21 protein-coding genes are annotated in these 26,486 nt (G+C 59.8%); 11 read left to right on the top strand and 10 right to left on the bottom strand.

Features of this window, described 5'->3' with window-relative positions:
• Positions 1 to 28: 28 nt before the first annotated feature.
• Positions 29 to 1,321, bottom strand: a complete 1,293-nt coding sequence (locus AB7M26_RS03620; protein WP_123500032.1) for a murein hydrolase activator EnvC family protein — start codon at positions 1,319 to 1,321, stop codon at positions 29 to 31.
• A 252-nt stretch (positions 1,322 to 1,573) separates the two neighbouring features.
• The gene (gpmI, locus tag AB7M26_RS03615; RefSeq protein WP_123500030.1) at positions 1,574 to 3,103 is read right to left on the bottom strand and encodes a 2,3-bisphosphoglycerate-independent phosphoglycerate mutase; all 1,530 of its coding nucleotides are present in this window, start codon (positions 3,101 to 3,103) and stop codon (positions 1,574 to 1,576) included.
• Between the two features lie 153 nt (positions 3,104 to 3,256).
• Here gpmI and AB7M26_RS03610 point away from each other — a divergent pair, with 153 nt between their 5' ends.
• The 3 genes from AB7M26_RS03610 to secB are packed head-to-tail and all read left to right on the top strand — an operon-like array spanning position 3,257 to position 4,467.
• Positions 3,257 to 3,670, top strand: coding sequence for a rhodanese-like domain-containing protein (locus tag AB7M26_RS03610; protein ID WP_007897412.1), 414 nt, complete (start codon positions 3,257 to 3,259; stop codon positions 3,668 to 3,670).
• 1 nt (position 3,671) lies between these two features.
• Positions 3,672 to 3,926 carry a glutaredoxin 3 gene (grxC, locus tag AB7M26_RS03605; RefSeq protein ID WP_053153180.1) on the top strand — a complete coding sequence of 85 codons (255 nt, stop codon included), beginning with the start codon at positions 3,672 to 3,674 and terminating at the stop codon, positions 3,924 to 3,926.
• A 55-nt stretch (positions 3,927 to 3,981) separates the two neighbouring features.
• The gene (gene secB / locus AB7M26_RS03600; protein WP_007897410.1) at positions 3,982 to 4,467 is read left to right on the top strand and encodes a protein-export chaperone SecB; all 486 of its coding nucleotides are present in this window, start codon (positions 3,982 to 3,984) and stop codon (positions 4,465 to 4,467) included.
• Between the two features lie 108 nt (positions 4,468 to 4,575).
• Here secB and AB7M26_RS03595 read toward each other — a convergent pair whose 3' ends face one another.
• Positions 4,576 to 5,031 (bottom strand): tRNA (cytidine(34)-2'-O)-methyltransferase, encoded by a 456-nt coding sequence (locus AB7M26_RS03595; RefSeq protein ID WP_019691309.1) that lies wholly within the window; start codon positions 5,029 to 5,031, stop codon positions 4,576 to 4,578.
• Here AB7M26_RS03595 and AB7M26_RS03590 point away from each other — a divergent pair.
• Positions 5,030 to 5,470 (top strand): hypothetical protein, encoded by a 441-nt coding sequence (locus tag AB7M26_RS03590; protein WP_123500028.1) that lies wholly within the window; start codon positions 5,030 to 5,032, stop codon positions 5,468 to 5,470. The genes AB7M26_RS03595 and AB7M26_RS03590 overlap by 2 nt on opposite strands.
• A 550-nt stretch (positions 5,471 to 6,020) precedes the next feature.
• On the opposite strand, the gene ntrC is transcribed toward AB7M26_RS03590, so the two are convergent.
• From ntrC to glnA, 6 genes are all read right to left on the bottom strand, one after another.
• Positions 6,021 to 7,457, bottom strand: coding sequence for a nitrogen regulation protein NR(I) (gene ntrC, locus AB7M26_RS03585; protein WP_007897405.1), 1,437 nt, complete (start codon positions 7,455 to 7,457; stop codon positions 6,021 to 6,023).
• On the bottom strand, positions 7,454 to 8,539 hold the full coding sequence (gene glnL / locus AB7M26_RS03580; protein ID WP_008068785.1) for a nitrogen regulation protein NR(II): 1,086 nt from the start codon (positions 8,537 to 8,539) through the stop codon (positions 7,454 to 7,456). The genes ntrC and glnL overlap by 4 nt, the downstream gene beginning before the upstream one ends.
• A gap of 418 nt (positions 8,540 to 8,957) precedes the next feature.
• Positions 8,958 to 9,563: a DUF4124 domain-containing protein gene (locus AB7M26_RS03575; RefSeq protein WP_429375672.1), complete on the bottom strand. Its 606-nt coding sequence runs from the start codon at positions 9,561 to 9,563 to the stop codon at positions 8,958 to 8,960.
• Entirely contained in the window at positions 9,560 to 10,075 is a 516-nt protein-coding gene (locus AB7M26_RS03570; RefSeq protein ID WP_123500024.1) for a DUF4124 domain-containing protein, read from the bottom strand. The genes AB7M26_RS03575 and AB7M26_RS03570 overlap by 4 nt, the downstream gene beginning before the upstream one ends.
• Before the next feature lie 92 nt (positions 10,076 to 10,167).
• Complete coding sequence (locus tag AB7M26_RS03565; protein WP_123500022.1) at positions 10,168 to 10,716, bottom strand: chorismate mutase; 549 nt, start codon at positions 10,714 to 10,716, stop codon at positions 10,168 to 10,170.
• A gap of 134 nt (positions 10,717 to 10,850) precedes the next feature.
• The gene (gene glnA / locus AB7M26_RS03560) at positions 10,851 to 12,257 is read right to left on the bottom strand and encodes a glutamate--ammonia ligase (RefSeq protein WP_007907861.1); all 1,407 of its coding nucleotides are present in this window, start codon (positions 12,255 to 12,257) and stop codon (positions 10,851 to 10,853) included.
• A gap of 330 nt (positions 12,258 to 12,587) precedes the next feature.
• Here glnA and thiI point away from each other — a divergent pair, with 330 nt between their 5' ends.
• Both thiI and typA read left to right on the top strand, forming a co-directional pair.
• Positions 12,588 to 14,042, top strand: a complete 1,455-nt coding sequence (gene thiI / locus AB7M26_RS03555) for a tRNA uracil 4-sulfurtransferase ThiI (RefSeq protein ID WP_008005335.1) — start codon at positions 12,588 to 12,590, stop codon at positions 14,040 to 14,042.
• Positions 14,043 to 14,181: 139 nt separating this feature from the next.
• Positions 14,182 to 16,002, top strand: a complete 1,821-nt coding sequence (gene typA / locus AB7M26_RS03550) for a translational GTPase TypA (RefSeq protein WP_007907857.1) — start codon at positions 14,182 to 14,184, stop codon at positions 16,000 to 16,002.
• Positions 16,003 to 16,218: 216 nt separating this feature from the next.
• Here the strand turns inward: typA and AB7M26_RS03545 are convergent, their stop codons facing one another.
• Complete coding sequence (locus AB7M26_RS03545; RefSeq protein ID WP_008005123.1) at positions 16,219 to 16,656, bottom strand: YkgJ family cysteine cluster protein; 438 nt, start codon at positions 16,654 to 16,656, stop codon at positions 16,219 to 16,221.
• Positions 16,657 to 16,924: 268 nt separating this feature from the next.
• On the opposite strand from AB7M26_RS03545, the gene AB7M26_RS03540 reads away from it, so the two are divergent.
• The 5 genes from AB7M26_RS03540 (at position 16,925) to AB7M26_RS03520 (ending at position 26,441) form a co-directional block, all read left to right on the top strand.
• The gene (locus AB7M26_RS03540) at positions 16,925 to 19,375 is read left to right on the top strand and encodes a glycogen/starch/alpha-glucan phosphorylase (RefSeq protein ID WP_123500018.1); all 2,451 of its coding nucleotides are present in this window, start codon (positions 16,925 to 16,927) and stop codon (positions 19,373 to 19,375) included.
• Positions 19,376 to 19,609: 234 nt separating this feature from the next.
• Entirely contained in the window at positions 19,610 to 23,197 is a 3,588-nt protein-coding gene (locus AB7M26_RS03535; RefSeq protein WP_123500017.1) for a DUF2339 domain-containing protein, read from the top strand.
• On the top strand, positions 23,194 to 24,561 hold the full coding sequence (locus AB7M26_RS03530; protein WP_123500015.1) for a DUF3999 domain-containing protein: 1,368 nt from the start codon (positions 23,194 to 23,196) through the stop codon (positions 24,559 to 24,561). Before AB7M26_RS03535 ends, AB7M26_RS03530 begins: the two co-directional genes overlap by 4 nt.
• A 263-nt stretch (positions 24,562 to 24,824) precedes the next feature.
• On the top strand, positions 24,825 to 25,835 hold the full coding sequence (locus tag AB7M26_RS03525; RefSeq protein WP_123500013.1) for a class 1 fructose-bisphosphatase: 1,011 nt from the start codon (positions 24,825 to 24,827) through the stop codon (positions 25,833 to 25,835).
• A gap of 3 nt (positions 25,836 to 25,838) precedes the next feature.
• Positions 25,839 to 26,441 (top strand): DUF924 family protein, encoded by a 603-nt coding sequence (locus AB7M26_RS03520; RefSeq protein ID WP_123500011.1) that lies wholly within the window; start codon positions 25,839 to 25,841, stop codon positions 26,439 to 26,441.
• Positions 26,442 to 26,486: the final 45 nt, after the last annotated feature.

Genomic DNA, 26,486 nt, shown 5'->3' with positions numbered 1-26,486 from the left:
CGAACTCCTAATGTAGGTGACTCAACGCCTATCCTTGCGCGCGACACCATTGCGCCGGATCACTCGGGTGACCCTGCTGACGAATAGCGAAATACAGCGCTGGTGTGTCCTGGCCGCCACTGCTACCGACAGTGGAGATGGACTCACCGGCTTTTACCACGTCACCCGCAGACTTGAGCAGCGTCTGGTTGTGACCGTAAAGACTCAAAAAACCGTTGCCGTGGTCGAGGATCACCAGCAACCCGGCGCCTCGTAACCAATCGGCAAACACCACGCGGCCGCCGTGAACGGCATGCACCTGGCTGCCGGCGGAGGCGCTGATCATTACGCCGTCCCATTTGGTACGGGCATCGTCGCCACGGCTTTCACCGAAGCGCGCCAGCAGTCGACCATCAACCGGCCATGGAAGTTTGCCGCGGGAGGAGGCAAAGGGGCCGCCAAAGGTTTCGCCTGAACTTGAAACCAGTGCGCCGGGTGTCGATTTAACGGTTTTGCGTGGGGCGTCAGTGGCATCTGCTTCAGCCTGAGCCTCACGTAAACGCTTTTTTTCGGCTTCCTGCTGGGCGATCAGCGCTTTTTGCCGCGCCTCTTCTGCCTCTCGGGCCTGACGGGCCAGGGTTTCTTCGATGGTTTTAAGGACTTTAGACAGGTCCGCCTGATCCTGCTCGCGCGCCGCCAGTTTCTGATCGCGGGCCTTCACGTCGTCGCTGAGTTTGGCCAGGACTTGCTGGCGTTCCTTGCGGACCTTGTCGAGTTCGTCGCGCTGGCTGTCGAGGCTGCTTTTCTGAACCAGCAATTGCGCCTGCTGCATGGCGATGTCTTTTTCGACATTGGCCAGTTGGCGCAGGGTTTCGTTGAAATTCTTCAGCTGCTCCAGGCGGGCCTGGCTCAGATAGTCGTAATAGGTGAGGGTGCGAGCGAATTTTTCCGGGTTCTGCTGGTTGAGCAGCAGCTTGAGGTATTCCTGACGCCCATTCTGATAGGCCGCGCGGGCCTGGATGGCGATCAGTCGTTGCTGTTCAATGCGCGCGCTCTGGAGTTTTTTTTTCTCTGCATCGAGTCGCTGCAGCTCGGATTCGCTTTTCTTCAGCTCTTTTTGCAGGGCTTCGACCTGCTTCTCGAGCTTGCCCATCTCGGTTTCGGTGCCCTTGAGGTCTTTCTGCACCCCGGATTTTTCTTCCTGGAGTTTACCCAGCAATTTTTTCAGCTCGGCAATGTCCTGACGCGTGGCGTCCAACTGTTGTTGGGTTTGCGTGCGCTCGTCGGCAAAGGCCGGTTGAAGCAGGCAAGTCAGGGCAAGGGCTATCAGGACGCGAAGCATAGAGGCGGGCGACACCAGGGAAAGGGACGGCCTAGTATGCCCGCCAAGCGCAGCAAAAAAAATGCCCAATTGGGGTTGTGTGATAACTGGAGTGGGGTTCAGGGGTAATTAGTCTTCGAAACCACCACAAACCACTGTGGGAGCGGGCTTGCCCGCGATGGCGTCCTGACATTCAACATAGAAGTTGGCTGTCAGATTGCTATCGCGGGCAAGCCCGCTCCCACAGGGTTGTATGGCGTTTGAAGAGGCGGATTACACCAGAATAGAAGTCCCGGTCATTTCCACAGGTTTCTCAAGCCCCAGCAACATCAGCATGGTCGGCGCGACATCCGCCAGCACGCCGCCGTCGCGGACCTTGAAGTCCCGCTTGCCGACATAAATGAACGGCACCGGCTCGGTGGTATGGGCGGTGTGCGCCTGGCCGGTGGTTTCGTCGGACATTTGCTCGACGTTGCCATGGTCAGCGGTAATCAGGGCTTCGCCGCCGACTTTTTCCAGCGCATCGACGATACGGCCGACGCACAGGTCCAGGCATTCAACCGCTTTGACTGCCGCGTCGAACACACCGCTATGGCCAACCATGTCGCCGTTGGCATAGTTGACCACGATCACGTCATAGCGCTGGTTTTCAATGGCATCGACGATGCGGTCGGTGACTTCCGGGGCGCTCATCTCGGGCTGCAAGTCGTAGGTAGCGACTTTCGGTGACGGGATCAGGATGCGTTCTTCGCCCGGGAACGGTTCTTCGCGACCGCCGGAGAAGAAGAAAGTCACGTGGGCGTACTTCTCGGTTTCGGCGATGCGCAGCTGCGTCTTGCCGTTTTTCGCCAGGTAATCGCCCAGCACGTTGTCCAGGCTGCTCGCGGCGAACGCCGACGGCGCGGGGATGCTGGCGGCGTATTGGGTCAGCATGACGAAACCGGCCAGTTTGGGCTGGCGAGCGCGTTCGAATTCCTTGAAATCGTCTTCGACGAACACGCGGGTCAGCTCGCGGGCACGGTCGGCGCGGAAGTTCATGAAGACTACGGCATCGCCGTCTTCGACTTTCACCGGCTCACCGATGCTGGTGGCTTTGACGAATTCGTCGCTTTCGCCACGCTCGTAAGCGGCTTGCAGGCCTTCCTGTGCAGTGGCGGCGTTGAATTCGCTGGCGCCATCGACAATCAGGTTGTAGGCCTGGGACACGCGATCCCAACGGTTGTCGCGGTCCATGGCGTAGTAGCGACCGATGATGCTGGCGATCCGGCCTTTGCCGAGGGCTTCGAAGGTCGCGTCCAGCAACTCGATCGACGACTGAGCGCTTTTCGGTGGCGTATCACGGCCATCAAGGAACGCGTGCAGGTAGATTTTCTCCGCACCGCGCTTGTAGGCCAGTTCAGCCATGGCGACCAGGTGATCCTGGTGGCTGTGAACGCCGCCATCGGACAGCAGGCCCATGAAGTGCACGGCTTTGCCGGCAGCAACGGCTTTATCCACTGCGGCGCAGATGGTCGGGTTCTCGAAGAACTCGCCGTCGCGGATCGCTTTGGTCACGCGCGTGAAGTCCTGGTACACCACGCGGCCGGCGCCAAGGTTCATATGGCCGACTTCGGAGTTGCCCATCTGGCCGTCCGGCAAGCCGACGTCCATGCCGCTGCCCGAGATCAGGCCGTTCGGTACGGTAGCCCACAGGCGGTCCAGTACGGGCTTCTTCGCCGCATAGATGGCGTTGGATTCAGGGCTCTCACTGTGACCGAAGCCGTCGAGAATAATCAGGACCAAAGGTTTAGGCGTGGTAGTCATGGATTCCACTCGTGGCTGAATTAAAAGAGGGCGATGGAAAAGGGAGTAGGAGTTTAAAGCGAAGTTCCGACGCCGTCACCGCCGGACGGGGTTTGGCCCACCATAGTGGCTGTGTATACTGGCCGACATTTTAACGCCCTGGAACCTCCTTCGATGGTTGCTCACCTGATTGAATTTGCCACTAACCACTATTTGCTCGTCGGTATCTTCGTCGTACTGCTGGCGTTGCTGATCGCTTATCAGATGCAAGGCGGCGGCCGCAGCCTGAGCACCGGTGAACTGACCGGGCTGGTCAACAAGGACGCGGGCGTTGTGATCGACATTCGTTCGACCAAGGATTTCACCGCTGGTCACATTGTTGGCGCGTTGAACATTCCTCACGACAAACTGACCGCTCGCGTCGGCGAACTGGAAAAGCACAAGGCCAAGACCATTATCCTGGTCGACGCCATGGGCCAGACTGCCGGCACTCATGCCCGCGAACTGATGAAAGCCGGCTTCACCGCCGCCAAGCTGTCCGGTGGTATTTCCAGCTGGAAAGCCGACAATCTGCCGCTGGTGAAGTGATATGAACAACGTCGTCGTCTATTCCAGCGATTACTGCCCTTATTGCTCGCGAGCCAAGTACCTGCTCGAGAACAAAGGCGTAGCCTTCGAAGAGATCAAGGTCGATGGCAAGCCGCAGGTGCGTGCCGCGATGGCTCAGAAGGCCGGGCGTACGTCCGTGCCGCAGATCTGGATCGGCAGCACCCACGTTGGCGGCTGTGATGATTTGTTTGCCCTGGAGCGCGCCGGCAAGCTCGACGCCCTGCTCAAGGCCTGACTGCCTTACTTGAAATAGCCAACCCTACAAGACCCGAGATCAGAAAGGATCTGAGATGACTGACCAACAGAACACTGCAGCTAGCGAAGAAGAAACCGCACCGCAATTCTCCTTGCAGCGCATCTACGTACGCGACTTGTCCTTCGAAGCCCCGAAAAGCCCGGCGATCTTTCGCCAGCAGTGGGAGCCGAGTGTCGGTCTGGATCTGAACACCCGTCAGAAGGCTCTGGAAGGCGACTTCCACGAAGTCGTGCTGACTCTGTCGGTCACCGTGAAAAATGGTGAAGAAGTGGCGTTCATCGCTGAAGTTCAACAGGCCGGGATCTTCCTGATCAAGAACCTGGACGATGCTTCGATGAGCCACACCCTCGGTGCGTTCTGCCCGAACATCCTGTTCCCGTACGCTCGCGAAACCCTGGACAGCCTGGTGACCCGTGGTTCGTTCCCGGCCCTGATGCTGGCCCCGGTGAACTTCGACGCGCTGTACGCACAAGAGCTGCAACGCATGCAGGCGGCTGGCGAGACTCCAACCGTTCAGTAAGCTGCGCTGCTGAAAATCGCGGGCAAGCCCGCTCCCACAGGATTGTGCAAAACCTGTGGGAGCGGGCTTGCCCGCGATTGTTTCTGTCAGGCGAAAACGATCGTCGGGTTATTTGAACCCCAGCTGACGCCAGCCTTCGTAAACGGCGACGGCCACGGTGTTGGACAGGTTCAGGCTGCGACAGCCTTCGCGCATCGGCAGGCGCAGGCGTTGTTCGGCGGGCAGGGCGTCGAGCACCTCGGCCGGCAAGCCACGGCTTTCCGGGCCGAACAGGAAGGCATCGCCCTCGGCGAAGCTTGCGTCGTGAAAGGGCCGCGAGCCCTTGGTGGTAAAGGCGAACAGCCGGGGATGGCCGAGGCTTTCCAGACAGCTGGCGAGGTCTGCGTGGCGTTGCAGGGTGGCATACTCATGGTAATCGAGGCCGGCCCGGCGCAGACGCTTGTCGTCCATCTCGAAGCCCAGCGGTTCGATCAAATGCAGGTGGCAGCCACTGTTGGCGCACAGCCTGATAACGTTGCCGGTATTCGGCGGAATTTCTGGTTGGAAAAGGATGACGTGAAACATGCACGGCTCCGAAGGTAAAGATGACGGGCATTCTACGCCGCCAAAGGACCCTCGTTCGAAACTATTCCCAAGGGTGATGGCTTCGCTGGCGATTGTCGGGGTGATGGTGGGCCTGATGATCGGTCGCCTGACCGCGCCCGACCCCAGTGTTTTAGAGCAGGTCGAGGTGACGAACGATGGACTGGTGGTGTGGTTCAACAACGAACCCAAAACCCACGGCGAGATAGTCGACGGCAGCGTGGCGCTGCTGTTCGAGGCGCAAGGCAAGGCACAGAAAGGTCAGCTCAAGCTCAACGGCAAGGACGTGAACTGGCGAACGCGTTTGAGTGATGGGGGATTATTGCTGACGGTGGTGGCGGCCCGGCCGCTGCAGGGCGAGTGGGCCGGTAGCGAGGTCGATGACCGCTGGCGGCTGGAGATCCATCTCCGAGAGCAATAAAAGAGGGAATCCCCGGCCTGCCTGTACCAAGGTTCCCAAAACGGGAGGGCTCGCGCATTGCGGCGTGAGCCCGGTGTAAAGAGGGAATCCCCGGCCTGCCTGTACCAAGGACCCCAAAACGGGATGGGCTCGTCGCAATTGCGGTATGAGCCCGGTGTAAAGAGGGGAATCCCCGGCCTGCCTGTACCAAGGTCCCCGAAACTGGGTAGTGAATCGAATCACTGATTGGACTATTGCAGGGGGCGTGCCAGTTTCTAACAAGTTGCAACAGAAAGCCGCCCGGCAGCGCTGAAAGCCCCGTAATTCGGGGCTTTTGTGTTTCTGCGTTATGGTTTTTTTGCAAATGAAGGCGGGGTTTCAGATCGGTTGTCGTGCGCGATTGCAGGTCACGGTGCATTCGGGCGGTGCATGTTGGCCCCAAAAGCCTCGCGGGCAAGCCCGCTCCCACAAGTTCAATGGTGTTCGCGCGATAGTGAAACCACTGAAAATTCCTGTGGGAGCGGGCTTGCCCGCGATGGGATCTGGAGCTCAGCGAGGAACTGGCGGCTATTTAGCCCTCATCCCCTTCATCATCATCCCCACCATCAACCTTCATCCCCAATTCCTTGATCTTGCGCGTCAAGGTATTGCGGCCCCAACCCAGCAACACGGCAGCGTCGCGGCGGCGGCCGGCGGTGTGTTTGAGGGCGGTCTCGATCATGATCCGCTCGAAGGCTGGCACGGCGCTGTCGAGCAGACTCGACTGACCGCGAGCCAGCGCCTGGTCAGCCCACTGACGCAACGCTTGCTCCCAATTGGTCACCGGTGCCGAATCCTGCGGCAGGCTCAGCAGCTCTGGCGGCAGATCGCTGATGTGCACTTCGCGACCCGAAGCCATCACCGTGATCCAGCGGCAGGTGTTCTCCAGCTGACGCACGTTGCCTGGCCACGGCAGATTCTTCAGGTATTCCTCGGTTTCGCTTTTCAGCAGCTTCGGTTCCACCGCCAGTTCTTGCGCGGCGCGACTGAGGAAATGCTTGGCCAGGGTCGGGATGTCCTCGCGACGGTCCGACAGCCGTGGAATGTGGATGCGGATCACGTTGAGGCGGTGGAACAAGTCCTCACGGAATTTACCGGCGTGCACCAGGGTTTCCAGATTCTGGTGAGTCGCAGCGATGATTCGCACGTCGACCTTCACCGGCACATGACCGCCGACACGGTAGAACTCACCGTCCGCCAATACCCGCAGCAAGCGCGTCTGAGTGTCCGCCGGCATATCGCCGATTTCATCGAGGAACAGTGTGCCGCCATCAGCCTGCTCAAAACGCCCGCGACGCAGGTTAGCCGCGCCGGTAAAAGCGCCTTTTTCATGGCCGAATAGCTCGGACTCCATCAGATCCTTGGGGATCGCCGCCATGTTCAGCGCAATGAACGGCGAGGCCGCCCGTGGGCTGTGACGGTGCAGGGCGTGGGCCACCAGTTCTTTACCGGTACCGGATTCGCCATTGATCAGCACGGTGATGTTGGAGTGGCTCAAGCGGCCGATGGCGCGAAACACTTCCTGCATCGCCGGTGCTTCGCCGATGATTTCTGGCGTACGGGTCAGGGCGACCGGGACTTCCAGGCCTTGCTGTTCCTGAGCGTGCTGGTTGGCGCGCTTGACCAGAGAGACGGCTTCGTCGACATCGAACGGCTTGGGCAGGTATTCAAATGCGCCGCCCTGATAGGACGCGACAGCGCTGTCCAGGTCGGAGTGCGCGGTCATGATGATGACCGGCAGTCGTGGGTGCTGTTCGCGAATCCGTGCCAGAAGGTCCAGGCCGCTGGCACCCGGCATGCGGATGTCGGAGATGATCACGTCCGGCTGCTGGCGCGCCAGGCGGCTCATCACGCCGTCGGCGCTGTCGAAGCTTTGCGTGGTCATGCCTTCCTGCTGCAAGGCTTTTTCCAGGACCCAACGGATAGAACGGTCGTCATCGACGATCCACACGGTTTCACTACGGCTCATGTCGATGTGGCTCCTTGTTCCAGTGGCAGAAAGATCGAGAACGTGGTGTGGCCTGGATGGCTTTCACATTCGATCAGGCCCTGGTGCTGGCTGATGATGTTCTGGGTAATGGCCAGGCCCAGCCCGGTACCGTCCGGGCGACCGCTGACCATGGGAAAGAAGATGGTTTCCTGCAGCTCGGCGGGGATCCCCGGGCCGTTGTCGATGATTTCGATCTTGGTCACCAAGCGGTGGCGCACGTGGCCGATGGTGAACTGGCGCATGGCGCGGGTACGCAAGCTGATGCGGCCAAGGCGCAGCTCGTTCTGGCTGCTGATGGCCTGCATCGCGTTACGCACGATGTTCAGGACGGCCTGAATCATCTGTTCGCGATCGATCAACACATCCGGAATGCTTGGGTCGTAGTCACGCACCAAAGTGATGCAGCCCTGACTTTCGGCCTCTACCAGCTGACCTACGCGTTCCAGCACTTCATGGACATTGCACATGGCCAGTGACGGCAATTTGTTGGAGCCGAGCATGCGATCCACCAGATTGCGCAGGCGATCGGCTTCTTCAATGATGACGTTGGTGTAATCGCGCAGGCTCTCTTCCGGCAATTCACGGGCGAGCAATTGAGCCGCGCCACGAATCCCGCCGAGCGGGTTTTTGATTTCATGGGCGAGGCCGCGTACCAGCATCTTGCTGGTCTCCTGCTTCGACAGCTGCGCCTCTTCCTTGGTGATCCGCAACAAGCGGTCACGCGGGTGAACCTCCAGCAACAGCAGCGTATTGCCATTGCTCAGGATCGGTGTCACGGCGTAGTCGACAGTCAGGGTCTGGCCAGTGAGGGCGGTGAGCATCGCTTCGCGCTTGGTGAACGGGTGCGCCTGCTGGACTGCCTGGCGCAGGGAGTTCAGCGCCTCGGTGGATTCGGTGAACAACTCGCTGATGAACTGTCCATGGCTACGCTGGCCGCTGATGGCCAGCAGCATTTCCGCCGCCGGGTTCATGTACTCAAGGCGCAGTTCGGCGTCGAGCAGAATGGTTGCGGTGGTCAGGTTGTCGAGTAGCAAGCGGTGTAGTGCGTCGCTAATGGTCATCAGGACCTCTTTTGGAGCGGAGCGCGCGTAAGAAACAAGCGCTGATACGAGGAAAATGCAAAAACCAAACCAAGGCTCCGAAAAGAAGCGTTAAACGCCTGAAACGGGCGTTTGACGCTCGCTTGCGTGGCGCTTTGCCAGTTTTTGCGGGTACTTTCGAACCAAAATGGGTTGTGTTGTGAGTACTGTGCACTCTATTGCACCAATATAGTGCGCAAGCCTGAACGAAGTAAAAGAAGCAGAAGAGCCCGGGCCAAGTACAGAACTGTGGCGAACAACTTTGAGCGACGAGAATCCTGTGGGAGCGTGGCTTGCCCGCGAAGAATGCACCGCGGTTTTTCAGGTATTACGCGTCATCGTTCTTCGCGGGCAAGCCACGCTCCCACAGGTTCTACGTCTTAACGGACCGGCGTTAGCGCTAAAAGAAGCTTTTTTCTTCTTCGGGTTTGTCTTTGAGGGGGCATTCCGGTCGTTGGCCGTAGTCGGTAAGGACGCAGGGTTTGACCTGACGTTTCTGCGCGAGGGAAATGCGCTGCATGTGGAAGGGTTGATTGGCCGTGCGTTCGACGGTACGGCCCTGTTCGTCGAGGATTTCCACCGACAGGTTGTGGCTGCCGCGATCGATGTTGCTCAGGGCGAACACCGGGCTCGGGCCAGGCTCGGCGGTGGGTTGTCCATCCAGTAGCAGACGATAACGATGGCCCTGTTGCAGGCCGGGTTCGCTGGTAACGCTGACGATCAATTCACCGGCAGTGCTACGGATCGTGGCATCCGGGTCCGGCACCAGCACACGAAGCATGTCGTAATGAAACAGTGGTTTGGCCTGGTTTTTCGCGGCCGTCATTGGCGCGGCGCCGCTCGGGTTGGCCGACATCCGATTGCTGGTCGCCAGTGGTACACGCTTGGCATTACGGGTGCCCGGCTGATCGGTGAAGACCCGATTGCCCTGGGCGTCGATGTAGGTGAAAACCTCGGCCATTGCCGGCAGGCTGATCAGGCATGCGACCAACAGCCAGCACCTCAAGGCTTATGCATCCGTTGTACGGTGAAGGTCACGGTGGGGCTCTGCTGCACGACGTGTTGCCCATCGATCACCTGAACCGCGAGGCGGTGTTCGCCACGGTCGATGTTCACCAGTTGCAGAATCGGCACGTTGCTCGGTTGGCCGTAGGGTTGATCGTCCAGTAACAGCCTCAATCGATGAGCGCCCTGCAGGCGCGGTTGGATCAAGGCGCTGACCGTGAACGTGCCGTTGTTGGCGCGCAGGGCTTCTTCGGTGGGCAAGCCGGTTAGCTCCAGCACTTGATAGGCGCTGCCGGGCTGTTCGCGGCTACTGGCTTGCGCAGGCGCTACAGGTTCGCTCGGAGGTTGAAGCTCGACGCTGTTGAGCGGTGGCAACTCCACGGGCTGAGCCTTTACGCCATCGGGCGGTTGATTGCTGTACGCGGTGTTGCCGTTGGCGTCGGTGTATTTGTAGATCTGCGCGGCGGCGGGCAGGGCGATCAGCACAAGCAGGCATAACAACAATGAGCGCATTGCAGGCTTCCATTGGCCGTTGGGCAAGTGTCCGGCCCTGTTCCGTTCATGGCGACAGCATAGAGCACTTCAGCGCACGCCGGCAGACCGGCTCAGCGGCTGGCGCTGCACAACTCGGCGGTGGCGCGTACCTGGGCGAGCTCGCGCAATGGCGCTTGGGCGCCGGTTTTATTGGCCTTGGCCAGCCACGACGGGCACTGCGGGTCGTTGCGATAAGGGCTGAAATCGGCCAGTTGTTGCAGCAGGCGTTTTTGTAACCGGTCAAGTTGTGGGCGGATCTGCCCGACGAGATCGGGGCGGGGATCGTTGGGCGCCTTGCCTTGGGCATGCCAGTCAGACAGGTGCGCGTATTGCACCAGTTTGTTGGCCTCGATCTGCGCCGAGAAGAACTGTTCGACGGCTTCGTTGCTCAATTTATAGGCAGGTGCCAGGGCGACGGCGCTGGCAATCACCTCGCGCTCGCGCTGCCGGTCTTCGACCGGTTTGCCGCTGTCCCATTTGCTCAGCGCGACCTGATCGGCAATCGCCAGGCGTTCTTCGATGGTGCCAAGCAACGGGGCGAGGGCGGCAGGTGCCGGGCTGGCAAAAGCACTGTTGGCCAGCAGGGCGGTGAGCAGGGCAAGGCATGGACGTAAGCGCATGGAGCATCTCGGCTTTATCGGATGAAAGCCATGATGCACGCAACCGGGCATCCGATGACAGACAGTCGCCCATAAAAAAGGCCTCCCGAAGGAGGCCTCTCTTTTGTCACGCCGCGTAGCGCGGCGCTACCGGATCAGCAGCTGTAGTACAGCTCATATTCCAGTGGGTGTACGAAGGTACGAACCTTGATTTCTTCTTCGCTTTTCAGGGCGATGTAAGCGTCGATGAAGTCGTCGCTGAAAACGCCGCCTTTGGTCAGGAACGCACGACCTTTGTCCAGCTCTTCCAGGGCTTCTTTCAGGCTGCCGCAAACTTGTGGGATCTCTTTCGCCTCTTCAGGCGGCAGGTCGTACAGGTTTTTGTCAGCTGCGTCGCCAGGGTGGATCTTGTTCTGGATGCCGTCCAGGCCAGCCATCAACAGTGCAGCGAAGCCCAGGTACGGGTTAGCTGCCGGATCCGGGAAGCGAGCTTCGATACGGCGAGCGCGAGGGCTGGACACGTAAGGAATACGGATCGAAGCCGAACGGTTACGAGCCGAGTAAGCCAGCATCACTGGCGCTTCGAAACCTGGGACCAGACGCTTGTAGGAGTTGGTCGACGGGTTGGTGAAGCCGTTCAGAGCCTTACCGTGCTTGATGATGCCGCCGATGAAGTACAGAGCGGTATCGGACAGGCCGGCATAGCCTTCGCCAGCGAAGGTGTTCTTGCCATCTTTGGCGATGGACAGGTGAACGTGCATACCCGAACCGTTGTCGCCGTACAGAGGCTTAGGCATGAAGGTCGCGGTGCGGCCATATGCATCAGCAACGTTGTGTACGCAGTACTTCAGGGTCTGAACTTCGTCAGCCTTGGCAACCAGGGTGTTGAACTTCACGCCGATTTCGTTCTGACCGGCAGTCGCCACTTCGTGGTGGTGAACTTCGATGACCAGGCCCATTTCTTCCATGGCGTTGCACATGGAGGTACGGATTTCGTGGTCGTGGTCGAACGGCGGAACAGGGAAGTAGCCGCCTTTGACGCCTGGACGGTGGCCTTTGTTGCCGCCTTCCACGTCCTGGTCGGACATCCACGAGCCTTGTTCGGAGAAGATTTTGAACATCGAGCCGGAGATGTCGGACTTGAACTTCACTTCGTCGAAGATGAAGAACTCAGGCTCTGGACCCACGAATACGGTGTCACCGATACCGGTCGACTTCAGGTATTCCTCGGCACGCTTGGCGATCGCACGTGGGTCACGGTCGTAGCCTTGCATGGTCGAAGGCTCGATCACGTCGCAAACCAGGATCAGGGTTGGCTCTTCGGTGAACGGGTCGAGAACGGCAGTGCTGTCGTCCGGCATCAGGATCATGTCGGAGGCTTCGATGCCTTTCCAGCCAGCGATGGAGGAACCGTCGAACATTTTGCCTTCTTCGAAGAAAGCTTCATCCAGCCCATCGCGAGCCGGCATGGTCACGTGGTGCTGAGTGCCTTTGGTGTCCGTGAAGCGCAGATCAATCCACTTGACGTCATGATCTTTGATGAGTTGAACCGACTTCGACATAGTGTCCTCCGGGTGGCTTCGGGCTTAGTAGTGGATGCCCTTAGAATGTGGGTGATGCCGGCGCGAATACTCTGCCAAGGCAACCTGCCTCACAAGGGAGCAAATTGCATGCCAGTGCCCCACCATGGGTTTTTTGCCCCAATATCACGCTTATAAAGGTGCAAAGCCTCGAAAAGCGCCAAACCTCGCCCTGTAATGTAGCGTCTAATTCCATAAATGACCTGTTTTGGTGCGCGCAAAACCTTCTGCACATTAACTGGTTAAACCTTGAGCAATTTCCGCTATAATCCGCGCCCCCCTTTTTCGGCTGGCCCAGCGCGCGCTGTTTTCATGAAACTAATCGTAAAAGTCTTCCCCGAGATCACCATCAAGAGCCGCCCGGTACGGATGCGTTTCATCCGCCAGTTGGCCAAAAACATCCGTACCGTGCTCCGCGATCTGGACCCGGCTGTGGTGGTCAACGGTGTGTGGGACAATCTCGAGTTGGAAACCCGCGTCAGCGAGCCGAAAGCCCTGAAGGAGATGACCGAGCGCCTGAGCTGCATGCCGGGCATCGCGCATTTCCTGCAGGTCGATGAATACCCGTTGGGCGACTTCGACGACATCGTCGCCAAGTGCAAACAGCATTTTGGTGACGCCCTGGCCGGGAAGATCTTTTCGGTGCGCTGCAAGCGTGCCGGCAAGCACGAATTCAGCTCCATGGACGTCGAGAAATACGTCGGCAGCCAACTGCGTCGTCAGTGCGGCGCCGCCGGAATCTCGCTCAAAGAGCCTGAAATCGAAGTTCGCATCGAAATTCGCGACAAACGGTTGTTCGTGATCCACAGCCAGCACAACAGCATCGGCGGTTATCCGCTGGGTGCCCTGGAACAGACGCTTGTACTGATGTCCGGTGGCTTCGATTCCACCGTCGCCGCCTACCAGATCATGCGCCGCGGGCTGATGAGCCATTTCTGCTTCTTCAATCTGGGCGGACGAGCCCACGAACTGGGCGTCATGGAAGTCGCGCACTTCATCTGGAAGAAGTACGGCAGCTCTCAACGCGTGTTATTTGTCAGTGTGCCGTTCGAGGAAGTTCTGGGAGAAATTCTCGGGAAAGTCGATAACAGTCATATGGGTGTAGTTTTGAAGCGTATGATGTTGCGCGCTGCTTCCCGTATTGCCGATCGGCTGGAGATCGAAGCGCTGGTCACCGGCGAAGCGATTTCCCAGGTGTCGAGCCAGACGTTGCCGAACCTGTCCGTGATCGACTGCGTGACCGACAAGCTGGTCTTGCGTCCACTGATCGCCAGTCACAAGCAGGACATCATCGACCTGGCCAACGAAATCGGTACTGCCGATTTCGCCAAGCACATGCCGGAATACTGCGGGGTCATCTCGGTGAACCCAAAGACCCACGCCAAGCGTCCGCGTGTGGAGCATGAAGAGAAAGAATTCGACATGGCGGTACTTGAGCGTGCGCTCGAGAACGCCAAACTGGTGCCGATCGATCGCGTAATCGACGAATTGGGCCAGGATTTGCAGATCGAAGAAGTCAGCGAAGCTCTGGCGGGCCAGATCATCATCGACATCCGTCACCCGGATGCCGCTGAAGACGAGCCGCTGGAACTCGCTGGCATTGAGGTGCAGACGATGCCGTTTTATGCATTGAACGCTCGTTTCAAGGAACTGGACCCTACTCGCCAGTACCTGCTGTATTGCGACAAAGGCGTGATGAGTCGCCTGCATGCCCACCATTTGCTCAGTGAGGGGCATGCCAATGTGCGCGTTTATCGACCGAGCTAAGTGCCCGGGGCTGTTTGCCTGTGGCCTGCGTCACCGGCCCCCCGACGCCGCCGTCAAGCTGTAACGGCTTTGCCGGACTCTACTGTAAATCGCTGCCAAGACTTGTCAGCACACCGAATCCTCTGATCGAGATACACAAGTGATCGAAAATCTACGCAACATCGCCATCATTGCTCACGTTGACCATGGTAAAACCACCCTGGTAGACAAACTCTTGCGTCAATCCGGCACCCTGGAGCGCAACGAGCTCAACGACGAGCGCGTGATGGACTCCAACGACCAGGAGAAAGAGCGCGGTATTACCATTCTGGCGAAAAACACCGCCATCAACTGGAACGGCTACCACATCAACATCGTGGACACCCCGGGCCACGCCGACTTCGGCGGCGAAGTTGAACGCGTAATGTCGATGGTTGACTCCGTTCTGCTGCTGGTTGACGCTCAAGACGGCCCTATGCCGCAAACCCGTTTCGTGACCAAGAAGGCTTTCGAAGCCGGCCTGCGTCCAATCGTGGTGATCAACAAGGTTGACCGTCCAGGCGCGCGTCCGGACTGGGTTCTGGACCAGATCTTCGACCTGTTCGACAACCTCGGTGCTACCGAAGAACAGCTGGACTTCAAAGTCGTCTACGCCTCGGCCCTGAACGGCATTGCCGGTCTGGAACACACCGACATGGCTGAAGACATGACCCCGCTGTACCAGTCGATCGTCGACAACGTACCTGCGCCGAAAGTCGACCGTGACGGTCCGTTCCAGATGCAAATCTCCGCTCTGGACTACAACAGCTTCCTGGGTGTTATCGGCGTTGGCCGTATCGCTCGTGGTCGCATCAAGCCGAACACTCCGGTTGTTGCTATCGACGCCGACGGCAAGAAGCGTAACGGTCGTATCCTGAAGCTGATGGGTCACCACGGCCTGCACCGCATCGACGTTGAAGAAGCAGCTGCCGGCGACATCGTCTGCATCAGCGGCTTCGACCAGCTGTTCATCTCCGACACTCTGTGCGACCCACTGAACGTCGAAGCGATGAAGCCGCTGACCGTTGACGAGCCAACCGTTTCCATGACCTTCCAGGTAAACGACTCGCCTTTCTGCGGTAAAGAAGGCAAGTTCGTCACCAGCCGTAACATCAAGGAGCGTCTGGACAAAGAACTGCTCTACAACGTTGCCCTGCGCGTTGAAGAAGGCGACACCGCCGACAAGTTCAAAGTCTCCGGCCGTGGTGAGCTGCACCTCTCGGTACTGATCGAAACCATGCGTCGCGAAGGCTTCGAAATGGGTGTTGGTCGTCCGGAAGTGATCATCCGCATGGTTGACGGCGTCAAGCACGAACCGTACGAAAACGTGACCATCGACCTGCCGGAAGAATCGCAAGGTTCGATCATGGAACAGATCGGTATCCGTAAAGGCGACCTGACCAACATGGTTCCGGATGGCAAGGGCCGTGTGCGCCTTGAGTACAACATCCCGGCTCGTGGCTTGATCGGTTTCCGTAACGAGTTCCTGACCCTGACCTCCGGTGCAGGCATCCTGACCTCGATCTTCGACCGTTACGACGTGATGAAGTCCGGCGACATGTCCGGCCGTCAGAACGGCGTGCTGGTTTCGGTTGCTACCGGTAAGGCGCTGACTTACTCGCTGGAAACCCTGCAAGCTCGCGGCAAACTGTTCCTGGGTCACGGTGAAGACGTGTACGAAGGTCAAATCGTCGGCATCAACAGCCGCGACAACGACCTGGGCGTCAACCCAACCAAAGGCAAGAAGCTCGACAACATGCGTGCTTCGGGTAAAGACGAAACCATCGCTCTGGTTCCGCCTATCCGCTTCACCCTGGAGCAGGCTCTGGAATTCGTTCAAGAAGACGAATTGTGCGAAGTCACTCCTAAGTCCATCCGTCTTCGTAAGAAGATCCTGGGCGAAAGCGAGCGTACCCGCGCTGCCAAGAAAGCTGGTAACTGAGTTTCGACTTAGTTAGCGCTTAAAAAAACGCCCCCGACCGCAAGGTCGGGGGCGTTTTTGTTTGTCTGGTGTTTGTGCGGTGTCAGTTCGGGCCCCATCGCGGGCAAGCCCGCTCCCACAATGATTTGTGGTGGTTACATAATCTGAGTTCGGCGCCGAACCCTGTGGGAGCGGGCTTGCCCGCGATGAGGCCCCGTCAGGCAGCGGGATTCTGGATCAGAACTTGTCCAGCGTCCGCGGATTGTTCTCGCGCACCACTTCTTTAGGCTTGTACGCGCAATACCCCGGTCGCGGTCCGATCTTCGGGTGGTTGCGGCAGGTGTCCGGGCGCTTGTCATAAATGGTGCAAAGACGGCTCTTGCGATCCAGGTACAGGCAATCGTTGTTGCTCATGCGCTGAAGGGTGAAGATCTCGGACTTCTGGTTATAGCGCTCGACGATACCTTCCTTCTGCAAACGCTTGGCGATGTTCTTCGGCGGATCGCCACGCTCGAATTCGTCGACAATGCCGATACGGATCAGATCCTTGATCTTGACCTCGACCGGCAAGGTGCAGCAGCTGGACACGCAGGAACCGCACATCGGGGCAGAGTATTTTGCCCAGGTATCGAGGCGATCGATCTCCGCGGCGGCGATCAGGTTGGGCTTCATCATCGGTTGTTACCAGCGTGTGCATCAGGGCGCGCGATCATACCGGGACTGGTGGATTTTTGAACAACCTTTCGCCAGATTTTTTCGCTTGGCGCAAAATAATCCCTGTGTCCGGCACGGCCCCTGCATTGTTTCGGGGCGCGATAACCTAATGCCGATCTCTCTCACACGAATAGCTCGCACAAACAGGAAAAACTGCCGAACCAGAGTCTCAATGGTCTGTCAGACCGACTAGGCTCAGACAACTTCACGCTCGCTCGAGGTCTTATCGATGACTCAAGAACCACTTGTTCGCGAAGCAGAGGTGGCCGCATTCCGCGACGCCGTCTTGACCAAGCTTACCTACGCGGTGGGCAAAGACCCTGATCACGCCTTCGACCACGACTGGTTCGAAGCCATCGCCCTGGCGGCGCGCGATCACATGGTCGAGCACTGGATGGACCACACCCGGCAGATCTACCGCAAAGGCCAGAAGCGGGTCTATTACCTCTCCCTTGAATTCCTGATCGGCCGCTTGCTCTATGACAGCCTGAGCAATCTCGGCCTGCTTGATGTAGCCCGCGAAGCCATGACCGAACTTGGCGTCGACATCGAACGCATCCGTCTGCTGGAACCCGATGCGGCGCTGGGCAACGGAGGTCTCGGGCGTCTGGCGGCGTGCTTCATGGAAAGCATGTCGACCCTCGGCATCGCCGGCCATGGTTACGGCATTCGTTACGAACACGGTTTGTTCCGTCAGGCCATCGTCGACGGCTGGCAGCAGGAGCAGACCGAACACTGGCTGGATTTCGGCAACCCGTGGGAGTTCGAACGGCCGGAGGTCGCCTACCCGATCGGCTTCGGCGGCAGTGTCGAAACCGTGACCGATGAAAACGGCAAATCCAGGCAAGTCTGGTCCCCGGCGGAAACCGTGCGGGCCATTGCCTATGACACCCCGGTGGTCGGTTGGCGCGGCGCGAGTGTCAACACGCTGCGACTGTGGCGTGCCCGGGCCATGGAAGAGTTGCACCTGGAGCGCTTCAACGCTGGCGACCACCTGGGCGCGGTGGCAGAAGTGGCCCGGGCCGAAAGTATCTCCCGCGTGCTCTACCCGGCGGACAGCACCGAGGCCGGCCAGGAACTGCGTCTGCGTCAGGAATACTTCTTCGTCGCTGCATCCCTGCAGGATTTGTTGCGCCGCCATCGCAACATGCACACCTCGGTGCTGACCCTGGGCGATCACGCGGCCATTCAACTCAACGACACTCACCCCTCGATTGCCGTGGCCGAGCTGATGCGTCAGTTGGTCGACGTTTATGACGTGGCGTGGGATGCGGCTTGGCAAGTTACGGTCGACACGCTGTCGTACACCAACCACACGCTGTTGCCGGAGGCGTTGGAAACCTGGCCGGTCGGTTTGATGGAGCGGATGCTGCCACGGCACATGCAGATCATTTATTTGATCAACGCCCAGCACATCGACTCATTGCGGGCCAAGGGCGTTCACGATTTCGACGTGTTGCGTGCGGTGTCGCTGATTGAGGAGGACAACGGTCGTCGCGTGCGCATGGGCAACCTGGCATTCCTTGGTTCTCACAGCGTCAACGGCGTGTCCGGCCTGCACACGCAACTGATGCGCAGCACCGTGTTTTCCGAATTGCATAAACTCTATCCGGAGCGAATCAACAACAAGACCAACGGCATTACCTTCCGCCGCTGGCTCTACCAGGCCAACCCCGAGCTGACCTCGATGATGGTCGACGCCCTCGGCCCGGATATGCTGGATAACCCCGAAGAAAGCCTGATAGGGCTGGAACCGTTTGCCGAGAAGACTGCATTCCGCAAACAGTTCGCCGAACAGCGGCTGCACAGCAAGAAAGCCCTGGCATACCTGATTCATGAACGGCTGGGGGTCGCGATCAACCCGGCGGCGATGTTCGACGTGCAGGTCAAGCGGATCCACGAATACAAACGTCAGTTGCTCAACCTGCTGCACACCGTTGCGCTGTACCAGGCGATTCGTGCCGAACCGGAAATCGACTGGGTGCCGCGGGTGAAGATCTTCGCCGGCAAGGCGGCGGCCAGTTATCACCAGGCTAAATTGATCATCAAACTGACCAACGACATCGCCCGGGTGGTCAACAACGACCCGACCGTGCGTGGTTTGCTCAAAGTGGTGTTCTTGCCCAACTACAACGTCAGCCTGGCCGAAAGCATCATCCCAGCGGCGGATTTGTCGGAACAGATTTCCACCGCAGGCTTCGAAGCCTCGGGCACCAGCAACATGAAGTTCGGCCTCAACGGCGCGCTGACCATCGGCACCCTGGACGGGGCCAACGTGGAGATGAGCGAGCGCATTGGTGTCGAACACATGTTCATCTTCGGCCTCAGCGCCGAGCAAGTGGAAGCGCGCAAGCTCAACCATGAGTTCAGCGCGGCACCGGACATTGCCGCCTCCCATCGACTCAACGATGTGTTGCAAGCGATTCGCGGAGGGGTGTTCTCGCCAGACGATCCGTCCCGCTACACCACACTGATTGATTCGCTGGTGGACTATGACCGCTTCCTGGTCTGCGCCGATTTCGACTCTTACTGGAACGCTCAGATGCGGGTCGAGGCTCATTGGCACGACTCCAAAGAGTGGTGGCGCTCGGCGGTATTGAGCAGCGCGCGGATGGGCTGGTTCTCGTCCGACCGGACCATTCGCGAGTACGCCACGGATATCTGGAAGGCACTGGAGTAACTTTTAGCAATAATTGCGAGTCAGGTCCGACGGTTGTTGGGCCGGACCGATATACTAAGCGCCAGGTTTTCCGGATGTTTCGGTGACCGCTGCGCGGTCAATCGCGGGCAAGCCTCGCTCCTACAGGTCATATGTCGTTTTTGCGGCCTGTGCAAAACCTGTGGGAGCGAGGCTTGCCCGCGATGACGTCAGTGCAAACGCCACAAGGCAATGGGCCGCTTAGGGATATCGACCATGCAATGGATGTTCATGCTGATTGGGCTGCTGCTGGGCTGGCTACTCGACGAGTCGTTCAGCGATGCGCTGTTGGGCGCTTTGCTCGGGCTGGGTATTGGCCAGGCCATCCGCATCGGCCGCTTGAGTACTCAAACCGCCGAGCAGCGACGCATGCTCGATCAGGCGCAAGTTGCGCTGCATGCGGTCGAGCAGCGATTGGCATTGCTGGAAGTGTCGGGCGTCAAAACACCTGAAACCAGTGAACCTGCGGCTGGCGAGCCGGTTCCATCCCCTGAAATCATTCTCGAGCAAGCCCCTGTCGCATCCCCGGAGCTGATCTGGGAGCTGCCGCCTGAATTTGAACCCATCACGGCGGCCACCACCGAAGCCAGTCGTCCGCCGCCCGCTGATGCCTGGAAACCCGAACCGATTGCCCGTGAACCACAACAACCGGCGGCGTCTCGCGGCCCGAACTTCATCGAGCGCGCCATCAGCGGCGCGCGCAACTGGCTGTTCGGCGGCAATACCGTGCTGCGAGTTGGCGTGGTGCTGTTGTTCCTTGGCCTGGCCTTCCTGTTGCGCTATGCCACCGAGGGCATGGTGGTGCCGGTCGAGTTGCGTTACGCCGGTGTCGCGGCGGCGGCCTTGGGCTTGCTCGCGCTGGGCTGGTGGCTGCGTCTGCGCAACAGCAATTACGCGTTGATGCTGCAAGGCACCGGGATTGCAGTGTTGTACCTGACCGTATTTGCCGCGATGCGTCTGCATCCGTTGCTCGACCCCACGGCTGCACTGGGGCTGTTGGTGGTGGTGACGGTGTTCTCGGCGATTCTCGCCATTACCCAAAACGCCTTGGGCTTGGCCGCCGCAGCTGCCCTGGGTGGTTTCGCCGCGCCGATCCTGACCTCCACCGGCGCCGGCAACCATGTCGCGCTGTTCAGCTACTTCGCCTTGCTCAATGCCGGCATCCTCGCCATCGCGTGGTTCAAGGCCTGGCGGCTGCTTAACCTGATCGGGTTTGTCGGCACCTTCGGCATCGGGTTGGCCTGGGGCCTGCGTTCCTATACACCGGAATTGCTGTGGAGTACCGAGCCGTTCCTGATTCTGTTTTTCCTGATGTACCTGGCCATCGGCTTGTTGTTCGCCCGGCGCAAACTGCTGGAAATGAGCGATGCGCCCGAGGACGACAGCCGCGAGGCGTTGCTGCACTGGTCGGCGCGCAAGGGCGATTACGTCGACGGCACGATGCTGTTCGCCCCTCCGCTGGTGGGTTTCGGTTTGCAGTTCGCGCTGGTGGAGCATCTGGAATTTGCCGCCGCCTTCAGCGCCTTGGCACTGGGCATGATTTACATGGGGCTGGCCCGGTTGCTGATGGGCGGTCGAGCGCTGTTATTGGCGGAAACCTGTCTGGCACTTGGCGTGATCTTCGCCAGCCTGGCGATTCCTTTGGGGCTCGATGCGCGTTGGACCGCAGCCGCCTGGGCGGTGGAAGGTGCGGGGATATTCTGGCTCGGCCTGCGTCAACAACGACCGCTGGCGCGAGCCTTTGCCTTGCTGCTGCAGCTGGGCTCGGCACTGGCCTTTCTCAGTGAGCTGCGGACTGGTGAGAGCAGCCTGCTCGATGGCGCACCGCTGGGAGCGTTGATGCTCGGCGTGGCGCTGCTGTTCAGCTTCTACCAATTACGCAAAGCGTTGCCTGAACAGGCGTCGCAGTGGGAGCGCCAAGCGCTGCCGGTGCTGGCCTGCCTGGGGCTGACGTTCCTCTATCTGCTGGCGCCGCTGTTCTTCTTCACTCATGGCACGGCGATCAGTTGGGCGCTGGCCGGGTTGGCGACGCTGTTCGTCGGCCTGCGCCTGCAATCGAGAACCTTCCTGTTCACCGCGTTCGCCGTGCAACTGCTTGGCGGTGCGTTGTTCCTGTTGCGGCTGCAAGGGGCGGGCGGTGAGTCTGCCGCGGTGTTCAGCGCCGGTTGGAGCGGTTTGCTCAGCGCGTCCCTGATCGGGCTGGCATTGATCGCCGGGATGTTGCTGGCGGCCCGCGACGAAATGGTGCGCAGCGACGTGCGTTTGCTGCGCGGCTTGTCAGTGGTGTTGCTGGCCGGTCTGGTGCTGATCAACCTCGCGGTGCTGTTCGTGTTGCCGTGGCAAACCGCGAGCGCGGTGTGGGCCGCCAGTGGTTTGTTCATCATCTGGTTGAGCCTGTACCTGAAGCAGCGGGTGAGTTTTGTCTTTGGTCTGCTGTTGCAGGTGATCGGCGGCGTGGCGTTCCTGTTCGCCGGGCCAGACCTGCTCGGCCCGCTGCTCAGCGAAGGGTTGCGACCGTTGGCGCATAGCGGTTTCTGGACGCCGCTGGTGCTGGGGCTGGCCGCCTTCGTCGGGGCCTGGCGTTTGCAGCTCGGCAACCATGCCTCGGCCTTCGATGGGTTGAGCCTGCAGCGCTTGTCCGAAGTATTGCTGGTGTGGGGCGCGGGTTGGTGGGCGCTGGCGTGGGTCAGTGAAGTGCTGCGCTTTGCGCCGTTGAATCTGCAAGCCACCTTGTTGCTGGCCGTCGCCGCCGTGAGTGTCGCGCTGTGGACGGTATTGGCGCTGCGCCTGAAGTGGTCGTCGCTGGGCTTGCTCTGCACGTTGCTGATTCCCGCTGCCGGTTTGGTGCTGCTCGCGGCCTGGCATTCGCGTTATCACCCGGCCGCCAACTTCGGCTGGCTGGTTTGGATCGCGGTGTTTGTCGTGCATTTCATCTCGCTGCGGCGTCTGGCGCCGACGCTGCCCGCAACAGCCCTGAGCACCGCCCATGTGCTCGGCTGCTGGCTGTTGATCGGCGTGTTGGCCCTGGAGCTGCGTTACGGTCTGCTGCTGTTGTCGGAACAGTACAACGCCTGGCGCTGGTTGGGCTGGGCGATTCTGCCGAGCCTGTATCTGGTGCTGATGGCTGCACCGCGTGCGTGGCCATGGCCGGTGTCGGCTTATCCCCGCGAGTACCGGGTCTATGCCGCTGCGCCGTTGGCACTGTTGATGCTCGGCTGGTTCTGGTTGGCGAACATCGCCAGTGACGGCACCGCCGAGCCGTTGCCATATGTGCCACTGATCAACCCGCTGGAGCTGGGCCTGCTGTTTGCCCTGTTCGGCGTTTACATCTGGTCTCGCAGCGCCGTGGCGCAACTGGCAATTCGCAAGGAGTACGCCGATAACGCCACGCAAGTGATCGCCGGGGTTTCGCTGTTCGTCTTCTTCACCGCGCTGGTGATGCGCGCGGCTCACCATTGGGGTGGCGTGCCGTACGCGCTGGATCTGCTGCTTGGGTCGATGTTGGTGCAGGCCGGCCTGTCCATCGTCTGGACCCTGATGGCCCTGAGTCTGATGATCGGTGGGCATCTGCGTCATCGCCGCGAAGTCTGGCTGATCGGCGCGGCGCTGATCGCGTTGGTGGTCGCCAAGCTGTTCTTCGTTGAATTGAGTAACCGCGGCGGGCTCGCGCGGATCGTGTCGTTTATCGGCGTTGGCGTGTTGCTGTTGGTGGTGGGCTATTTCGCTCCATTGCCACCCAAGCGTGCCGAAGCTGTGCCGGATGTTGAAAAACCGGCCCCTGAAACCGAAGGAGTGTCGTCTTGAGTCAGAAACTGAACCTGGGCTGGTGGGGGGCTGTGGTGTTGGGTGTGACGCTGTCGGCCGGCGCGCAGGAAAAACCGGCGGACTTTGCCGCGCAGGTGCCGTTGTCGGTGAGTGGCGAAGGCCCGTGGTATCGCCTGGAATTGCCCTTGGGCGTGCAACTGAAAGCGCGGCAAACCGATCTCAGCGATCTACGCGTGTTCAACGCCGCCGGTGAGCCTCAGGCTTATGCGCTGGCCCGAGAACCCGCGCAGACCCGCGAAAACCGCACACTTCACGACGTGAAGTGGTTCCCGTTGTACAACTCGGCGGAAGCCACCGAACGCGCGCCGAGTGTCCGCGTGCAATCGAACACCAACGGCACGTTGATCGAGGTGCAGCCGTCCAGCCAGTTGGAGGCGGGCGAAGAAGAGCTGCGCGGCTGGTTACTCGATGCCAGTCGAATCAAGGCGCCGTTACAGCAATTGATCCTCGATTGGACCAGCGATCGCGACGGCTTCCAGCGTTTCAGCATCGAAGCCAGCGACGATTTGCAGCATTGGCAGTCGTGGGGCGAAGGGCAAGTGGCACGTCTGACGTTTGCCGACGAACGGGTTGAGCAACATGAGGTCGGCCTGCCGGGGCAATCGGCGCGCTATCTGCGTTTGCTGTGGAGCTCACCGCAATCGGCGCCAGCGCTGACGTCGGCGCAACTGGAAAGCACCAACCCTCGCACCTTGCCGCTGCCGTTGGTCTGGTCACAACCGTTGGCTGGCACCAGCGTGAAGGCCGGTGAGTACATCTGGCAATTGCCGATGGGGTTGAATGTCCAGCGCTTGCAGATCGAGCTGAATCAGCCCAACAGCCTGGCACCGGTGACATTGTCGGGTCGCCGGGAAACCAGCCTGCCGTGGCAAACGCTGACCAGCGGTTTGCTCTACCGCTTGACCCAGAATGGCCAGGACGTGGTGCAGAACGAATTGCAGCTGCCGGGCCAGACCGTGCAGCAATTGAAGCTGACGGTGGATGAGCGCGGCGGTGGCCTGGGCGCCGAAGCGCCGACCGTGCGGTTTGCCGTGCGCTCCACGCAACTGGTGTTCCTGGCACGCGGTGCCGGGCCTTATACGCTGGCGTTGGGGAGTGCGACGGTGAAGGCGGCGAGCTTGCCGTTGTCGACGCTGATTCCCGATTACAGCGCGGCGAAGCTGGCGGCGTTGGGCAAGGCGACCGTGGAAGGTGGGGTCGTGGTGACTCCGGCGGCGACCGTGCCTGCGGTGGCGGACACGAACTGGAAGAAATTCGGGTTGTGGGCGGTGCTGTTGCTCAGTGTGCTGTTTTTGGGGGCCATGGCGTTCAGCTTGCTGCGCAAGCCACCCGTCAAATCCTAGGCTGGCGTTTCGCGCCAGATCGCGGGCAAGCCTCGCTCCCACAGGATTGGTGGATTACCTGTAGGAGCGAGGCTTGCCCGCGAAGGCGTCCTTCCGGCCTCCAAAAATATTGAAACCTGTCGCCAATCAAGGCCCCATTTCGAACTACGCTCAACCCCGCACATGAACTCTATTGGGTGTATCACGTCTGATAGGAGGAAATGCGCCCCGACTCGCGTTAAACTGCGCGGGTTTTTAGCCCCCCCATTCCACCGGAGCCGTCCATGTCCCGCGTTACCTTGAGTCGCTATTTGATTGAGCAGACCCGTAGCAACAACACTCCTGCCGATCTGCGCTTCCTGATCGAAGTGGTGGCGCGTGCTTGCAAGGAAATCAGCCACGCCGTCTCTAAAGGCGCCCTGGGTGGTGTTCTGGGCAGCATGGGCACTGAAAACGTCCAGGGCGAAGTGCAGAAGAAGCTCGACGTGATCTCCAACGAAATCCTGCTCGAAGCCAACGAGTGGGGCGGTCACCTGGCCGGCATGGCGTCCGAAGAAATGGACAACGCCTACCAGATCCCTGGCAAATACCCGAAAGGCGCGTACCTGCTGGTATTCGACCCACTGGACGGTTCGTCGAACATCGACATCAACGCGCCGGTCGGCACCATCTTCTCGGTACTGCGTTGCCCGAACGAATACCTGAGCCAGAACGAACCTCTGAACGAGAAGGCTTTCCTGCAGCCAGGCACCGAGCAGGTAGCCGCCGGTTATGCCATCTACGGCCCGCAGACCATGCTGGTACTGACCTTGGGCGACGGCGTGAAAGGCTTCACCCTGGACCGCGAAATGGGCAGCTTCGTGCTGACCCATGAAGACATCAAGATCCCGGAGTCCACTCAGGAGTTCGCGATCAACGCGTCCAACCAGCGTCACTGGGAAGCTCCGGTACAACGCTACGTCAGCGAATTGCTGGCTGGCGAAGAAGGCCCGTTGAAAAAGAACTACAACATGCGCTGGGTCGCGGCGATGGTCGCGGACGTGCACCGCATCCTGACCCGCGGCGGTCTGTTCATGTACCCACGCGACAGCCGTGAGCCGTCCAAGCCGGGCAAGCTGCGTCTGATGTACGAAGCCAACCCGATGTCGTTCCTGGTGGAACAAGCCGGCGGCGCGTCCACTGACGGCCACCAGCGCATCCTCGACATCCAGCCGGAAGGCCTGCACCAGCGTGTTGCGGTGTTCCTCGGTTCGAAAGAAGAAGTTGCCCGCGTCACGGCCTATCACAAGGAATAAACCATGACCGCGCCCTGGCAGCCGTTACTCGAATGGTGGTTTGGATCTTTCGAATCACCCAACGAAATAGCGGCTGACAAGGGCAAGTTATGGTTCGGCAAGCGCGACAGCCAGGACCTCGAAGCGCGGATGCGTTTCGGGGACCAGGTCGAGCAGGCACTGGCCGGCGGATTGACCGATTGGGCGCAACGCCCCGAAGGTTGGCTGGCCCTGGTGCTGTTGCTCGATCAACTTCCGCGAATGATCTTTCGCGATACCCCCAAATCCTTTTCAGGCGATCTCAGGGCTCAGGCTCTGGTAGCGCAAGGCATTGCTGCGGATTTCGATCGGCAACTGCGGCCGATCCAGCGGGTGTTTATCTATCTGGTGTTTGAGCACTGCGAAAATCTGGCGGTGCAGAACGAAGCGGTTTCGCGGTTTCTTGATCTGGTTAAACAGCAACCCGAGGCGGATCGGGCGGTGTTTGCCGACAACCTGGATTATGCCGAGCGGCATCAGAAGATCATTGCGCGGTTTGGACGGTTTCCCCATCGCAATGCGGTGTTGGGGCGTGAATCTACGGCTGAGGAAGTTGAGTTTCTTTCAGGCCCCGGATCCCGCTTCTAGCTTTTCGTTGTTGCTGATGACGCCATCGCGGGCAAGCCCGCTCCC

The sequence above is a fragment of the Pseudomonas sp. F-14 TE3482 genome (assembly GCF_053629455.1).
This window is presented reverse-complemented; position numbering and strand designations above follow the sequence as displayed.